The sequence below is a fragment of the Peterkaempfera griseoplana genome (genome assembly GCF_001418575.1).
Taxonomy (GTDB): Bacteria; Actinomycetota; Actinomycetes; order Streptomycetales; family Streptomycetaceae; genus Peterkaempfera; species Peterkaempfera griseoplana.
The window spans coordinates 1-14,612 of record NZ_LIQR01000323.1 but is presented as its reverse complement, the minus strand read 5'-3'; the positions used below and the strand labels follow the sequence as shown (position 1 = coordinate 14,612).

The following is a 14,612-nucleotide window of genomic DNA, read 5'->3' as shown; positions in this document are numbered from 1 at the left end:
CGGTCGGAGGCGGGGGGCGGGGTGTCGGCCCGGTCCGGCATTCTCAGCCGGAGGCTGCAGTCGAAGGTGCCTCCGACCCGCTGGATGAGGCGCCTGCGGAGGGCGAAGACCACCAGGCCGGCCACTCCCACGCCTACGACCACCGCACACACCACAAGGGCGAGGACCATGCTCACCGACCTCCTCGCACTCGCGCTTCCCCAGGGCCCGGCAGGTGCACGGGTCCCGTGCGCCTGCCCACCCCTATCAACCGATGCGGCGGTCCCGGGGTCACTGCCGAAGCGCCCCCGGGACCGCCGGTCAAGCTCTGTTCCTCGTCATCATCCGTCGCGGTCTCAGGCGGCCCGGTGCGACGCGGCCACCAGCCGGACCTCGGCACGCCGCTCGGCGTGCTCGTCGGTCTCGTGGCGGGCCCGGTCCAGGGCCCGCTCGGCACGGGCAACGTCGATCTCGTCCGCCAGCTCGGCGATCTCGGCGAGCAGCGACAGCTTGTTGTCCGCGAACGAGATGAAGCCGCCGTGCACGGCGGCGATGACGGTGCCGCCGTCCGCGAGGCGGATGGTGACCGGGCCGGACTCCAGCACGCTCAGCACCGGGGTGTGGCCCGGCTGGATGCCGATGTCACCGGACGCGGTCCGGGCGACGACGATGGTGGCCGCACCGGACCACACCTTGCGGTCGGCCGCGACCAGCTCGACGTGCAGCTCAGCCAACGTTGGCTCCTCGGATCGTGGGACCGCCTGGTGAACGGGCGGTCCCGATAAGAATAACGGCCCCTGCGCGCCCGGCCGAAACCGGAGGGGTGGGATGGCCGGAACCCGGCCTGTGTACGGAGAGGGGCGGCCCCCGGTGCCCCAGGGCCCGCCCCTCTCCGTTCACGACCTGCGCCTGCTGCCGCTGCTTACTTCTTCAGCAGCTCGGCGGCGTTCTTCTCCAGGTCGTCGATACCGCCGCACATGAAGAAGGCCTGCTCGGGGACGTGGTCGTACTTGCCGTCCGCGATCGCGTTGAAGGCCTCGATGGTCTCCGACAGCGGCACGGTCGAACCCTCGACACCGGTGAACTGCTTGGCCACGTAGGTGTTCTGGGAGAGGAACCGCTCGATCCGGCGGGCACGCCACACGGTGAGCTTGTCCTCCTCGCCGAGCTCGTCGATGCCGAGGATGGCGATGATGTCCTGGAGGTCCTTGTACTTCTGCAGGATCCCCTTGATACGCACCGCGGTGTCGTAGTGGTCCTGCGCGATGTAGCGCGGGTCCAGGATCCGCGAGGTGGAGTCCAGCGGGTCCACCGCGGGGTAGATGCCCTTCTCCGAGATCGGACGGGAGAGCACCGTCGTCGCGTCGAGGTGGGCGAAGGTGGTGGCCGGGGCCGGGTCGGTCAGGTCGTCCGCGGGGACGTAGATCGCCTGCATGGAGGTGATCGAGTGACCGCGGGTCGAGGTGATGCGCTCCTGGAGGAGGCCCATCTCGTCGGCCAGGTTCGGCTGGTAGCCCACCGCGGAGGGCATACGGCCGAGCAGAGTCGACACCTCGGAACCGGCCTGGGTGAACCGGAAGATGTTGTCGATGAAGAGCAGCACGTCCTGCTGCTGCACGTCACGGAAGTACTCGGCCATGGTGAGCGCCGAGAGCGCGACCCGCAGACGGGTGCCCGGGGGCTCGTCCATCTGGCCGAAGACCAGGGCGGTCTTGTCCAGAACGCCCGAGTCCACCATCTCGTGGATGAGGTCGTTGCCCTCACGGGTGCGCTCGCCCACACCGGCGAACACCGACACACCGCCGAAGTTCTCGGCGACACGGTAGATCATCTCCTGGATGAGCACCGTCTTGCCGACGCCGGCGCCGCCGAACAGGCCGATCTTGCCGCCCTGGACGTACGGGGTGAGCAGGTCGATGACCTTGATGCCGGTCTCGAACATCTCGGTCTTGGACTCGAGCTGGTCGAAGTTGGGCGCCTTGCGGTGGATCGGCCAGCGCGTGGTGACCTTGGCGTTGAACTCCGCCGGGTCGGCGTTGAGCACGTCGCCGAGGGCGTTGAAGACCCGGCCCTTGGTGATGTCGCCGACCGGGACGGAGATCGCCGCACCGGTGTCGGAGACACCGGCGCCGCGGACCAGGCCGTCGGTGGGCTGCATGGAGATGGTGCGGACCATGCCGTCACCCAGGTGCTGGGCGACCTCCAGGGTCAGCGTCTTCTTGCCGGTGCCGTCGGGGTTGTCCACCTCGACGTGCAGGGCGTTGAACATGTCCGGCATCGCGTCGACGGGGAACTCCACGTCGACGACCGGGCCGATGACCCGCGCGACGCGGCCCGTCGCCGTGGCCGTCTCAACAGTGGCAGTCATAGTTGTCAGTCACTCCCCGCGCTAGCGTCGGCCAGGGCGTTCGCGCCACCGACGATCTCGCTGATTTCCTGGGTGATCTCGGCCTGACGGGCCGAGTTGGCAAGCCGCGTGAGCGACTTGATGAGCTCCTCCGCGTTGTCCGTCGCGGACTTCATCGCGCGCCGGCGGGCGGCGTGCTCCGAAGCTGCGGACTGGAGCAGCGCGTTGTAGATCCGGCTCTCGACGTACCGCGGCAGCAGCGCGTCCAGGACGCCCTCCGCCGACGGCTCGAAGTCGTACAGCGGGAAGATCTCCGCCTTGGCCGACTCCTCGCGCTCCTCCGCGACCTCGTCGAGGTGCAGCGGCAGCAGCCGGGCGTCCACCGCGTTCTGCGTCAGCATGGACACGAACTCGGTGGAGACGATGTGGAGCTCGTCCACGCCGCCGTCCGCCGTGTCGGTCACGAACGCCGTGATGAGGGTCGCTGCGACGTTCTTGGCGTCCGAGTACGTCGGCTTGTCCGAGAAGCCGGTCCACGACTCCGCCACCGGACGGTTGCGGAAGCTGTAGAAGCCGACGCCCTTGCGGCCGACGATGTACGTGACGACCTCCTTGCCCTCCGCCCGGAGCCGATCGCTCAGCTCGGTGGCGGCCTTGATGGCGTTGGAGGAGTAGCCGCCGGCCAGACCGCGGTCCGCGGTGACCAGGAGCACCGCGGCGCGGGTGGCGCTGGGGTTCTCCGTGGTCAGCGGGTGCTTGGCGTTGGACCGGGTGGCGACCGCGGTCACCGCTCGGGTGAGCTCGTTCCCGTACGGGGTGGAGGCGGCCACCGCGCGCTGCGCCTTGACGATGCGCGACGCGGAGATCATCTCCATCGCCTTGGTGATCTTCTTGGTCGCGGAGACGGAGCGGATCCGGCGCTTGTAGACCCGAAGCTGGGCTCCCATGGGTCGCTTACGTCCTTTCCGTCCGGCTTCAGGCCGACTCGCCGAGCAGCTTGCCCTCGGAGGTCTCGAAGCCCTGCTTGAAGGAAGCGATCGCGGCGGTCAGCGCGTCGATGGTGCCGTCCTCGAGCTTGCCGGTCTCGACGATGCCGGAGAGCAGCTGCTTGTGCTCCACCCGCAGGTTGTCGAGGAACTCGCGCTCGAAGCGGCGGATGTCGGCGACCGGGACGTCGTCCAGCTTGCCGGTGGTGCCGGCCCAGATGGAGACAACCTGCTCCTCGACCGGGAACGGTGCGTACTGGCCCTGCTTCAGCAGCTCGACCATGCGGGCACCGCGCTCCAGCTGCGCCTTGGAGGCCGCGTCCAGGTCGGAGCCGAAGGCGGCGAAGGCCTCCAGCTCGCGGTACTGGGCGAGGTCCAGGCGAAGGCGGCCGGCGACCGACTTCATGGCCTTGATCTGGGCGGAGCCACCGACTCGGGAGACCGAGATGCCGACGTTCACGGCCGGGCGGATGCCGGCGTTGAACAGGTCGGACTCCAGGAAGCACTGGCCGTCGGTGATGGAGATGACGTTGGTCGGGATGTACGCCGAGACGTCGTTGGCCTTGGTCTCGATGATCGGCAGACCGGTCATCGAGCCGGCACCCAGCTCGTCGGAGAGCTTGGCGCAGCGCTCCAGCAGGCGGGAGTGCAGGTAGAAGACGTCACCCGGGTAGGCCTCGCGGCCCGGCGGGCGGCGCAGCAGCAGGGAGACGGAGCGGTAGGCCTCGGCCTGCTTCGACAGGTCGTCGAAGATGATCAGGACGTGCTTGCCGTCGTACATCCACTCCTGGCCGATGGCGGAGCCGGTGTAGGGGGCCAGGTACTTGAAGCCCGCCGGGTCCGACGCCGGGGCGGCGACGATGGTGGTGTACTCCAGCGCGCCGGCCTCCTCCAGCGAACCGCGCACGGACGCGATGGTGGAGCCCTTCTGGCCGATGGCGACGTAGATGCAGCGGACCTGCTTCTTGGGGTCGCCAGAGCGCCAGTTGTCGCGCTGGTTGATGATGGTGTCGATCGCCACCGCGGTCTTGCCGGTCTGGCGGTCGCCGATGATCAGCTGACGCTGGCCGCGGCCGATCGGGGTCATCGCGTCGATGGCCTTGATGCCGGTCTGCAGGGGCTCGTGGACCGACTTGCGGACCATGACGCCGGGGGCCTGCAGCTCCAGGGCACGGCGGCCGGTGGTCTCGATCGCGCCGAGGCCGTCGATCGGGTTGCCCAGCGGGTCGACCACGCGGCCGAGGTAGCCGTCGCCGACCGGCACGGACAGGACCTCGCCGGTGCGGCGGACCGTCTGGCCCTCCTCGATGCCGCTGAAGTCACCGAGGACGACGACACCGATCTCGCGGTCCTCGAGGTTGAGCGCCAGGCCGAGGGTGCCGTCCTCGAACTTCAGCAGTTCGTTGGCCATGGCCGAGGGCAGGCCCTGGACCTTGGCGATGCCGTCCATCGCCTCGCTGACCGTGCCGACCTCTTCGCGCGAGGCGGCGTCCGGCTGGTACGACTGGACGAAGTTCGCCAGCGCGTCCCGGATCTCCTCCGGCCGGATCGTGAGCTCCGCCATCTGGGTTCCCTGCTCTCCTAGGTTGCGATCCTCGGCCCGCCCGTGGAGGGCCGCAAGTATTCGATCCTCGGCCGGTGATTGCTTCGGACCGGCCGTACGTATTCCCGACCGAGGGTCGGATGCTGCTTGAGACCTGGTGCGGCGATCAGCCTTCGAGGCCCTGCCGGGCGCCTTCCAGGCGGCTGGCCACGGTGCCGTCGATGATCTCGTCGCCGATCTGCACCTTCACACCGCCGAGGACCTCGGGGTCGATGTCGATGTTGAGGTGCACCTGGCGCCCGTAGAGCCTGCCCAGGACGCCGGCGAGCCGCTGACGCTGCCCGTCGGACAGTGGGACCGCGGTGGTCACCAGGGCCACCACCCGACCGCGCCGGGAGGCCGCGAGCTTGGAGTAGGACTCCAGTCCCTGCTCCAGGCTACGTCCGCGCGGGTTGGACACCAGGGTGACGACCAGCCGGACCGTGGCCGGGTTGGCACGGCCGCCGAGCAGCGACCGGACCAGCTCCGCCTTGGCGGCGGCGCCGGCCTTGGGCTCGGTCAGCGCGGCGCGCAGCTCCGGGGAGCCGGCGACGACACGGCCGAACCGGAAGAGCTCGTCCTCGACGTCGTCCAGCGCACCGGACTTGTCGGCCGCGATGATCTCGGCGTAGGCGGCCAGCTGCTCGGCGGCGTCCACCAGGTCGCGCGGGGCCGACCAGCGGGAGCGGACCAGGCCGGAGACCAGGTCCACCGTCTCGCCGGAGACCTGCCCGGTCAGCAGCGAGCCGACCAGTTCGGCCTTGTCCTGCCCGGAACGCGCCGGGTCGGTCAGGACCCGTCGCAGCGAGACCTCGCGGTCCAGCAGTGCGGTGACGGCCGAGAGCTCCTCGCCGAGCCGGACCGCGTCCACCGAGGTGGAGTCGGTCAGACTCTCGAGGTTCTCCCTCGCGGCAGCGAGGGCCTCGCGGCTGGCGCCGATCACTGGGACGCGCCTTCCGAGACGGAGGCCTTGGCCTCGAGCTCGTCAAGGAAGCGGTCGATGATCCCGCTCTGCCGGGCGGAGTCCTGGAGGGACTCGCCGACGATGCGGGAGGCCAGCTCGGTGGCGAGCGAGCCCACGTCGTGCCGGAGCACGGCGGTGGCCTGCTTGCGGTCGGCCTCGATCTGGGCGTGGCCGGCGGTGACGATGGCGTCCCGCTGGCGCTGGCCCTCCTCGCGCATCTCGGTGATCAGCGCGGCGCCCTGCTCACGGGCGTGCTCGGTGATCCGAGCGGCCTCGTGGCGCGCCTCGGCGAGCTCCGCGCGGTACTGCTCGAGGGTGCGCTGGGCCTCGGCCTGCGCCTCCTCGGCCCGCTCGAGGCCGCCCTCGATCGCGTCCCGGCGCTCTGCCAGCACCTTCTCGATGCTGGGGAGGAGCTTCTTGCCGAGCAGTCCGAAGACGATGAAGAAGCAGATCAGGCCGATGATGAGCTCCGGCCACGCGGGGAGCAGAGGGTTCTCCGCCTCCGCGGCTTCAGCCAGGAAGTTCATATCTGGACCTTTCGTCTGAAGGGAGGCTGGGCGGCCTGGACTACTTGGGGCCCTGGCCGAAGACGAACGGCATGACGATGCCGATCAGCGCCAGCGCCTCGGTGAGGGCGAAGCCGATGAACATGTTGGAGCGGATGAGACCGGCAGCCTCGGGCTGACGGGCCATCGCCTGGACACCGTTGCCGAAGATCAGACCGACGCCGATGCCGGGGCCGATGGCCGCGAGGCCGTAACCGATGGAGGCGACGGAGCCGTAGACGCCAACGGCGGCGAGCATGCTCATTTTCAACTGTCCTTTGCGGATAGTGAGCCGGTGGTGGTTGGCCACCGGACGACAGCGGGGAGGTGGAGAAGGTCTGTGGGTCTCAGTGCGCTTCTTCGAGCGCGCCCGAGATGTAGCTGCTGGCCAGCATCACGAAGATGTAGGCCTGCAGGAACTGGATCAGCAGCTCGAACGCGGTGAGGCCGATCGTCAGCACGAACGAGGCGCCGGAGTACAGCACGCTGATGCTGGGGGTCAGCAGGTACCAGGAGGCGATCGAGAACATCACGATCAGCAGGTGGCCCGCGAACATGTTGGCGAAGAGCCGGACCGCCAGCGTGAAGGGGCGGACGAAGATGTTCGAGAAGAACTCGATCGGCACCAGCAGGAACATCACCCAGCCGGGGACGCCCGAGGGCCAGCAGAGGTTCTTCAGACCGCCGACGAAGCCGTGCTTCTTGAAGGTCAGCGTCATGTAGGTGACCCACACGACCAGCGCGAGGCCGGCCGGGAAGGCGATCTTCGACGTCACCGGGAACTGGGCGAACGGGATGATCGACATCACGTTCATGATCCAGACGAAGAAGAACAGCGACACCATCAGGGGCACGTACTTCTGCCCCTTCTTGCCGATGCTGTCCAGCACGATCGCGCGCTTGACGAAGTCGTAGCCGATCTCGCCCACGAGCTGCATCTTGCCGGGGACCAGCCTGGGCTTGGCGAAGGCCGCCCAGAAGAAGCCGATGACCGCCAGCATCGCGATCACCGACAGCAGCATCGGCTTGTTGACGTCGACGCTGCCCACGGTGAAGAGCGGGTCGAACTGGAACGTGTGCAGGCCCGGAGCCGGGAAGCCGCAACCAGAGTTCAGGTGGCAGCCGGCCTCAGAGGCAAGTTGCGTGAGTGCACTACTCACCACGGACTCCTTCGTCGTGACGCATGGAAACGGCAACCTCGGTGTGTCGGCGTGACCTGCGGCCACGGGGCGGCACTGGGACTAGATGATGAAATCGCGGATCGGGCGACGGCCCGAAGTCGGACCCGGGGGGCGATCCGTCCGCTGAGCGGAGGGACCTGGCCGCATCCCGTGCCCGGTGTCGTCCCGGACGATAGCAGCCCGGTCGGCGGGCAAGAACACCGCCCCCCTCCCTCGGGAGAGGGACGTGGGATCTCATGACCGGCGTTCCGGCTCACGCTCTCTGGGGCGTTCGGAAGGGGCCTCGGGCACCACGTAGAGAAGCTTGGCCTTGAGCGCGCCGCGGACCTGGAAGGCGGTCCAGATGAGCGCGCAGCCGAGCAGGGTGAAGGCGAAGACCTTGCGGTCGAACAGCGTGGTCTCCTTGAAGACCGCCAGGACGATGCCCACCAGCAGGATCTGCGTGGTGTAGACCATCAGGCCGGCCGCCATGAAGATCTGCGGGTTGTTCCGCGTCAGGCGGTCCAGGGCGACCTGGCCGAAGCTGAAGAAGGCGAGCACCAGCAGCACTGCGAAGAGCGCGCCGATCAGCCCTTTGCTCCCCACAACGGCGGCAGCGATCGCAACAGCGATGACTCCGGCGACCGCAGTGGGGATTGCGGCGCCACGGAGGATCCGGGCGTCGGGGGACGGCATGTCGGCAACTCCGGCGGCATGTCTGACGAACAGGGGAACGGGCTCAGGTGAAGGCATGATCCGAAACCGGGGGGAAGGTGCCACTTAAGGCCGGAAGGCCTCTTCAGGTCTTTCGGCTGTCTCCCGGTACTCGTGAACGGTATCACAAACTATTTGATGCGAGCTTTACCATCTTGGTGTGCTACCTGTCACACCGGCGGCGCAAGGCTGCCGCCGAACGGGTGACGCCGTGCGGAGCAAAGCCGGTCACCCGTCCGAGCCGCCCCTGCCACTCGTTCGGTGCCCCGCGGCCGTGGCCCCGGAACCCATCCGGTGCAGCAGCTCCTCGTCCTCCGCGGAGAGCCGGGCGGCCCCCTCCGCGGAGCCCTCCGCATCGCGGTAGCGGGGCGGCACCAGCGGCTGGATCGCCTTGGGGGCCCGCGGCCGGAAGCGCGGCAGCAGCAGCACCACGATGCCCAGCAGGCAGAGGCCCGCACCGATCAGCACCACGACCCGGCCGGTGTCGGTGACCGAGAAGGCCACCGTGCTGAAGGCGAAGAGCGCGGCCCAGAAGTACATGATCAGTACGGCCCGGCTGTGCGAGTGGCCGATCTCCAGCAGCCGGTGGTGCAGATGCTGCTTGTCGGCGGCGAACGGCGACTTGCCCGCCCAGGTCCGGCGCACCACCGCCAGCAGCAGGTCGGCCAGCGGCAGCGCCACCACGGTCAGCGGCAGCAGCAGCGGGATGTAGATCGGCACCAGGGCGTGGACCGCCTCGCGCTGCGACCCGGTCTGCTCGGTGATCAGGTCGGGGTCCACCCGGCCCGTGATGGAGATGGACGCCACCGCCAGCATCAGGCCCAGCAGCATGGAGCCCGAGTCGCCCATGAAGATCCGGGCCGGGTGCAGGTTGTGCGGCAGGAAGCCCAGGCACATCCCGATCAGCACCGCGCTGAAGAGGGCCGCCGGGGAGGCGTCCTCCACTCCGTAGCCGAACAGCAGGCGGTAGGAGTACAGGAAGAAGGCCATCGCGGCGATGCAGACCATGCCGGCCGCCAGACCGTCCAGGCCGTCGATGAAGTTGACCGCGTTGACCATGATGACGACCAGCAGCACCGAGATCAGGGTGCCCTGCATCGGGGTCACCGAGACCGGGCCCACTCCGGGGACCGGGATGGAGATCACCGTCAGGCCCTGCCAGACCATCACGCCGGCGGAGACCATCTGGCCGCCCATCTTGACCAGCGCGTCCACGCCCCACTTGTCGTCCAGCACGCCCAGCACCCACATGATCCCGGCACCGGACAGCAGCGCCTTGACGTCGCTGCCGTTGTGGAAGACCGCCTTGAGGTGGGTGAGGTGGGCGGCCATCAGCAGACCGGCGCACAGACCGCCGAACATGGCGATGCCGCCGAGCCGCGGGGTGGGCTCCCGGTGCACGTCGCGGGCCCGCACCGGCGGCATCGCACCCGCCAGGATCGCGAACTTGCGCACCGGGGCGGTCAGCAGATAGGTGACCGCGGCGGTGGTGAACAGCGTCAGCAGGTACTCACGCACCGGGGCCCTCCAACCTCACGCCTCTCATCGCCTGCGGCGCCGCTGAGCGACACCACGGGCCACACCTTATTCAGATGGACGCCTTCCGCGCGCATTGCGGTTTTGTCGACAGTGCAATGTCACCACTTCGGTACCGAACGCAGCGCCAGTGCGCGGACCTCCGCGGCCAGCTCCGCGGTCCCCTCCGCGTCGCGCAGCGCCCGCCCCGTCAGCCGTGCCACCTCGCCCATCTCCGCGGTGCCCATCCCCTGAGTGGTGACGCACCCGGTCCCCAGCCGCACCCCCGACCCCTCGGCGGGCGGCGCCGTGTCGTACGGCAGGGCGCACTTGCCCAGCAGGATGGAGACCGCCGCACAGCGGCGCTCGGCCTCCCGCCCGCTGACGCCGAGCGCGGAGACGTCCGCGGTCACCAGATGGGTGTCGGTGCCCCCGGTGAGCGGACGCAGGCCCTGCTCGGCCAGGCCCCGGGCGAGCGCACGGGCGTTGTCGACGGCGGCCCGCACATACTGGGCGTACTCCGGAGCGGCCGCCTCCTGGAAGGCCACCGCCTTGGCCGCGACCTCGTGCATGGAGGGGCCGCCCTGGGTGAAGGGGAAGACCGCCCGGTCGAGGCGCTCCGCCAGTTCCGCGGTGCAGAGCAGCAGGCCGCCGCGCGGACCGCGGAGCATCTTGTGGGTGGCGCCCACCACCACGTCGGCGTGCGGCACCGGAGAGGGCAGCGCCCCGCCGGCCACCAGGCCGAGGATCTGCGCCGCGTCGGCGATCAGATAGGCCCCCACCTCGTCGGCGACCTCCCTGAACCCCGCCCAGTCGATTCCCCGCGGATAGGAGATGCCGCCCGCCACGATGGCCTTGGGGCGCTCCCGCCGAGCCAGGTCGCGCACCTGGTCCAGATCGATCAGGCCGTCCTCGCGGCGCACCCCGTAGCCGGTGAACTGGAACCAGCGGCCGGAGAAGTTCGCCCGGGAGCCGGCGGTGAGATGGCCGCCGTGCTGGAGCGACATCGCCAGCACCCGGTCGCCGGGGCAGAGCAGCGCGGCGTAGGCGGCGAGCATCGCGGTGGTGCCGGTGTACGGCTGCACATTGGCGTGGTCGGCTCCGAAGAGCTCCCTGGCGCGCCCGACGGCGAGCAGCTCGGCGGCGTCAGCCGCGACGCAGCCGGTGTGGTGGCGGCGCCCGGGGTAGCCCTCGGCGTACTTGTCCGCCAGCGGCCCCGAGAGGGCCGCCAGGACGGCCGGAGAGGCGGTGTTCTCCCCCGCCAGCATCTGGAGGGAGTCCCGGCGCCTGGCGGCCTCCGCCGCGAGCACGTCGGCGATCTGCGGATCGGTGCGGCGCAGGGCGTCCGGTGCCTGCCAGACGGGCGTGCGGTCGGAGGTGGCGGACGGGGGCTCGGTGACCGTCATGGCGGGGCTCCGGGGAGTGCGGGATGGCTCCTGTCCAGCGTAGGACGGGCGTCCCCGCGTCGCTCCCGCGCGGCGACGGCCCGTGGCGGAGCCACGAAAAGGTGACGGCGGCCGGGGCCGGGGCCTCCGCGACGGACGGCGTCATCCGGCCGGGCACCGCCGGGCGCTGCCGGTCCGGCCGCGGCCGGTGCGCCGGGGCCTGCGGGACGGGCCCCGGGGGCAGGGCTGGTCAGGCCAGCCGGGAGCCGGTCAGCGCGGTGACGACCGGGTCCAGGGCGTGGTAGATCTCCTCGCCGCAGTTGCGGAACATGCTGATGGGTGCGCCGTACGGGTCGTCGACCTCGTCCGCCTCCGGGGGCGAGGCCAGCAGCCAGCCCCGCAGCGCCGCCGCCGCACGGACCAGGGCACGGGCCCGGTCGGCCACCGAGGCCCCCTGCAGCGGGTCGGGGAGGGTCGCCGGGTCTATCGTCCGCACCAGCCGGGTGAACTCCTTGAGCGTGAAGGTCCGCAGCCCCGCCGCATGGCCCATGGAGATGACCTGGGCACGGTGGTCCAGGGTGGCGGTGAGCACCAGGTCGGCGTCGATGACGTGCTCGTCCAGCAGCTCACGGCCGGCGAAGCCGCCCGGGTCGGCGCCGTACTCACCGAGCACGGTGGCCGCGTGCGCCTCCATCGGGGCACCCTCGTGGCCCCACGTCCCGGCGCTCTCCACCAGGATCTGCGCCGCGGCGCGGTCGCCCAGCCGCGCGGCGAGCTCATGCCTGGTGAGCCGTTCGGCGATCGGCGACCGGCAGATGTTGCCGGTGCAGACGAAGAGGATCCGGAAGCGGTCGTGCGAGACGGGGCCCGGGGCCGCCAGGGTGCCGGATATCCGGTGGGGGACGGAGTGGCCGCGGGACTGGCCGGGAAGGGTGAGCCGACCCGGCGCCCGGGTGTCGGCGGCCGTCAACTGCCGGCCTCCAGGTCGGGTACGACCTCCCGGAGCTGCGCCTCGCTGACCGCGCCGGCCCGCAGCAGCACCGGGACCTTGCCGGTGACGTCCACGATGGAGGACGGCACCGCGTGGTCGGCGCGGCCGCCGTCCAGGTAGACCGAGACCGAGTCGCCCAACTGGGCCTCCGCCTCGTCGCAGGTCGCCGGGGACGGGCCGCCCGTGAGGTTGGCGCTGGAGACGGCCATGGGGCCGGTGGTGTTCAGCAGCTCGATGGCGACGGGGTGCAGCGGCATCCGCACCGCGACGGTGCCCCGGGTGTCGCCGAGGTCCCAGCGCAGCGACGGCTGGTGCCGTGCGACCAGCGTCAGACCGCCCGGCCAGAAGGCGTCCACCAGCTCCCAGGCGGCCTCGGAGAAGTCGGTGACCAGGCCGTGCAGGGTGGTCGGGGAGCCCACCAGCACCGGCGAGGGCATCGCGCGGCCGCGGCCCTTGGCGGCCAGCAGCTCACGGACCGCGTCCGGGGAGAAGGCGTCGGCGCCCAGGCCGTACACCGTGTCGGTGGGGACCACCACCAGCTCGCCGCGGCGGACCGCGGAGGCGGCCTCCCGCAGGCCGGTCGCTCGGTCGCTCGGGTCGGCGCAGTCGTAGCGACGGCTCATCGGTGCAGGCCCCTTCTGTGCTGGCTGGTGATGACGGTGCGCGGGCCGCCGGTCACGGCACGGCCCGGCGGGCGGTTGCGAAACGCGGACGGTTGTTGAGGTCCCGGTGGTCGGCGGCGTCGGTCCAGCCGTTGTCCTCGTTGAAGATCCACGGGACCTGGCCGCCCTGGGTGTCGGCGTGCTCCACCACCACGACGCCGCCGGGACGCAGCAGCCGGGCGGCGACCCGCTCGATCCCGCGGATGGCGGTGAGGCCGTCCTCGCCGGAGAAGAGGGCCAGCTGCGGGTCGTGGTCGCGGGCTTCGGGCGCCACGTACTCCCACTCGGTGAGCGGGATGTACGGGGGGTTGCTGATCACCAGGTCGAAGCGGCCGTTCCAGGAGTGGTCGCCCTCGAAGGCACGGGTGGCGTCGCCCGCGTGCAGGGTGATCCTGGCCCGGTCGGGGCTGGCGTCGATGTTGCGGCGGGTCCACACCAGCGCGTCCTCGTCCAGCTCGAAGGCGTGGACCGTGGAGCGCGGCACCTCCTGGGCGATGGCCAGGGCGATGGCGCCGGAGCCGGTGCACAGGTCGACCACCAGCGGCTCGGCCACGTCCATGCCGCGGACGGCCTCTATCGCCCAGTCCACCACCGACTCGGTCTCCGGCCGCGGGACGAAGACGCCCGGACCGACCTGGAGCTCCAGATAGCGGAAGAAGGCCCGCCCGGTGATGTGCTGCAGCGGCTCCCGGGCCTCGCGGCGGGCCACCGCCTCCCAGTAGCGGGCGTCGAAGTCCGCGTCGGGGACGGTGTGCAGCTGGCCGCGCTTGACGCCGTGGATGTGCGCGGCGAGCTCCTCGGCGTCGAACCGCGGCGACGGCACGCCGGCCGCGGCCAACCGCTGGGTGGCCTGGGCCACCTCGGCGAGCAGCAGGTTCATCCGGCCCCCTTCCAGGTGTACGGGGTGTACGGGCGGCTTCCGGGCCCCCGAGCGGCGGTGGTGGTTCAGCTCTCCTGGGCCGCGGCGAGCTTGGCCGCCGCGTCCGCGTCCACGCAGGACTGGATGACGGCGTCCAGGTCTCCGTCGAGCACCTGGTCCAAGTTGTACGCCTTGAAGCCCACCCGGTGGTCGGAGATGCGATTCTCCGGGAAGTTGTACGTGCGGATCCGCTCGGAGCGGTCCACCGTGCGGACCTGGCTGCGGCGGGCGTCGGACGCCTCCCGCTCGGCCTCCTCCTGGGCGGCGGCCAGCAGCCGGGACCGCAGGATGCGCATGGCCTGCTCCTTGTTCTGGAGCTGGCTCTTCTCGTTCTGGCAGGACACCACGATGCCGGACGGCAGATGGGTGATCCGCACCGCGGAGTCGGTGGTGTTCACCGACTGGCCGCCCGGGCCGGAGGAGCGGTACACGTCGATCCGCAGGTCGTTGGGGCCGATCTCGACCTCGACCTCCTCGGCCTCCGGGGTCACCAGCACACCGGCGGCGGAGGTGTGGATCCGGCCCTGGGACTCGGTGGCCGGGACGCGCTGCACCCGGTGCACCCCGCCCTCGTACTTCAGCCGGGCCCAGACGCCCTGGCCGGGCTCGGCGCCTCCCCTGGCCTTCACCGCGACCTGGACGTCCTTGTAGCCGCCCAAATCGGAGGCGTTGGCGTCCAGGATCTCGGTCTTCCAGCCGACCCGCTCGGCGTACCGCAGGTACATCCGCAGCAGGTCGCCGGCGAACAGGGCCGACTCCTCGCCGCCCTCGCCCGCCTTGACCTCGAGGATCACGTCCTTGTCGTCACTGGGGTCGCGGGGGACCAGCAGCAGCCGGAGCCGCTCGGTGAGGTCCTCGCGCTG

The 14,612-nt window shown here is 70.6% G+C and carries 15 protein-coding genes and 1 pseudogene; all 16 read right to left on the bottom strand.

Annotated features, from left to right (window positions below):
- Positions 1–170, bottom strand: a pseudogene (locus AOK09_RS42435) (DUF2550 domain-containing protein); the annotation flags it as partial.
- 165 nt (positions 171–335) lie between these two features.
- The gene (locus AOK09_RS23820) at positions 336–713 is read right to left on the bottom strand and encodes a F0F1 ATP synthase subunit epsilon (protein WP_055589285.1); all 378 of its coding nucleotides are present in this window, start codon (positions 711–713) and stop codon (positions 336–338) included.
- A 188-nt stretch (positions 714–901) separates the two neighbouring features.
- Positions 902–2,347 carry a F0F1 ATP synthase subunit beta gene (gene atpD, locus AOK09_RS23815; protein ID WP_055589284.1) on the bottom strand — a complete coding sequence of 482 codons (1,446 nt, stop codon included), beginning with the start codon at positions 2,345–2,347 and terminating at the stop codon, positions 902–904.
- A 5-nt stretch (positions 2,348–2,352) separates the two neighbouring features.
- The gene (locus AOK09_RS23810; RefSeq protein WP_055589283.1) at positions 2,353–3,273 is read right to left on the bottom strand and encodes a F0F1 ATP synthase subunit gamma; all 921 of its coding nucleotides are present in this window, start codon (positions 3,271–3,273) and stop codon (positions 2,353–2,355) included.
- Between the two features lie 28 nt (positions 3,274–3,301).
- Complete coding sequence (gene atpA / locus AOK09_RS23805) at positions 3,302–4,876, bottom strand: F0F1 ATP synthase subunit alpha (RefSeq protein WP_055589282.1); 1,575 nt, start codon at positions 4,874–4,876, stop codon at positions 3,302–3,304.
- Positions 4,877–5,021: 145 nt separating this feature from the next.
- Complete coding sequence (locus tag AOK09_RS23800; RefSeq protein WP_055589281.1) at positions 5,022–5,837, bottom strand: F0F1 ATP synthase subunit delta; 816 nt, start codon at positions 5,835–5,837, stop codon at positions 5,022–5,024.
- The gene (locus tag AOK09_RS23795) at positions 5,834–6,385 is read right to left on the bottom strand and encodes a F0F1 ATP synthase subunit B (protein ID WP_055589280.1); all 552 of its coding nucleotides are present in this window, start codon (positions 6,383–6,385) and stop codon (positions 5,834–5,836) included. The genes AOK09_RS23800 and AOK09_RS23795 overlap by 4 nt, the downstream gene beginning before the upstream one ends.
- 40 nt (positions 6,386–6,425) lie before the next feature.
- Positions 6,426–6,668, bottom strand: coding sequence for an ATP synthase F0 subunit C (gene atpE, locus AOK09_RS23790; protein ID WP_055589279.1), 243 nt, complete (start codon positions 6,666–6,668; stop codon positions 6,426–6,428).
- 82 nt (positions 6,669–6,750) lie between these two features.
- Positions 6,751–7,563, bottom strand: a complete 813-nt coding sequence (gene atpB / locus AOK09_RS23785) for a F0F1 ATP synthase subunit A (protein WP_055589278.1) — start codon at positions 7,561–7,563, stop codon at positions 6,751–6,753.
- A gap of 255 nt (positions 7,564–7,818) precedes the next feature.
- Positions 7,819–8,259, bottom strand: a complete 441-nt coding sequence (locus AOK09_RS23780) for a hypothetical protein (protein WP_055589277.1) — start codon at positions 8,257–8,259, stop codon at positions 7,819–7,821.
- A gap of 246 nt (positions 8,260–8,505) precedes the next feature.
- On the bottom strand, positions 8,506–9,795 hold the full coding sequence (locus AOK09_RS23775; protein WP_055589276.1) for an MraY family glycosyltransferase: 1,290 nt from the start codon (positions 9,793–9,795) through the stop codon (positions 8,506–8,508).
- Positions 9,796–9,914: 119 nt separating this feature from the next.
- Complete coding sequence (locus tag AOK09_RS23770; RefSeq protein WP_055589275.1) at positions 9,915–11,198, bottom strand: serine hydroxymethyltransferase; 1,284 nt, start codon at positions 11,196–11,198, stop codon at positions 9,915–9,917.
- A gap of 229 nt (positions 11,199–11,427) precedes the next feature.
- Entirely contained in the window at positions 11,428–12,069 is a 642-nt protein-coding gene (locus AOK09_RS23765) for an arsenate reductase/protein-tyrosine-phosphatase family protein (RefSeq protein WP_079063367.1), read from the bottom strand.
- Positions 12,070–12,143: 74 nt separating this feature from the next.
- A complete protein-coding gene (locus AOK09_RS23760; protein WP_055589273.1) occupies positions 12,144–12,791 on the bottom strand; it encodes an L-threonylcarbamoyladenylate synthase in 648 nt (215 codons plus the stop codon).
- A gap of 52 nt (positions 12,792–12,843) precedes the next feature.
- Complete coding sequence (prmC, locus tag AOK09_RS23755) at positions 12,844–13,710, bottom strand: peptide chain release factor N(5)-glutamine methyltransferase (RefSeq protein ID WP_055589272.1); 867 nt, start codon at positions 13,708–13,710, stop codon at positions 12,844–12,846.
- A 65-nt stretch (positions 13,711–13,775) separates the two neighbouring features.
- A partial coding sequence (gene prfA / locus AOK09_RS23750; RefSeq protein WP_055589271.1) for a peptide chain release factor 1 occupies positions 13,776–14,612 on the bottom strand: 837 nt, incomplete at its 5' end.

Bases quoted from the DNA above. Each gene is read 5' to 3' on its own strand.
- AOK09_RS23760 (WP_055589273.1), bottom strand. From the start codon at position 12,791: ATGAGCCGTCGCTACGACTGCGCCGACCCGAGCGACCGAGCGACCGGC.
- prmC (WP_055589272.1), bottom strand. From the start codon at position 13,710: ATGAACCTGCTGCTCGCCGAGGTGGCCCAGGCCACCCAGCGGTTGGCC.
- AOK09_RS23770 (WP_055589275.1), bottom strand. From the start codon at position 11,198: ATGACGGTCACCGAGCCCCCGTCCGCCACCTCCGACCGCACGCCCGTC.
- atpA (WP_055589282.1), bottom strand. From the start codon at position 4,876: ATGGCGGAGCTCACGATCCGGCCGGAGGAGATCCGGGACGCGCTGGCG.
- AOK09_RS23795 (WP_055589280.1), bottom strand. From the start codon at position 6,385: ATGAACTTCCTGGCTGAAGCCGCGGAGGCGGAGAACCCTCTGCTCCCC.
- atpE (WP_055589279.1), bottom strand. From the start codon at position 6,668: ATGAGCATGCTCGCCGCCGTTGGCGTCTACGGCTCCGTCGCCTCCATC.
- AOK09_RS23780 (WP_055589277.1), bottom strand. From the start codon at position 8,259: ATGCCGTCCCCCGACGCCCGGATCCTCCGTGGCGCCGCAATCCCCACT.
- AOK09_RS23810 (WP_055589283.1), bottom strand. From the start codon at position 3,273: ATGGGAGCCCAGCTTCGGGTCTACAAGCGCCGGATCCGCTCCGTCTCC.
- atpD (WP_055589284.1), bottom strand. From the start codon at position 2,347: ATGACTGCCACTGTTGAGACGGCCACGGCGACGGGCCGCGTCGCGCGG.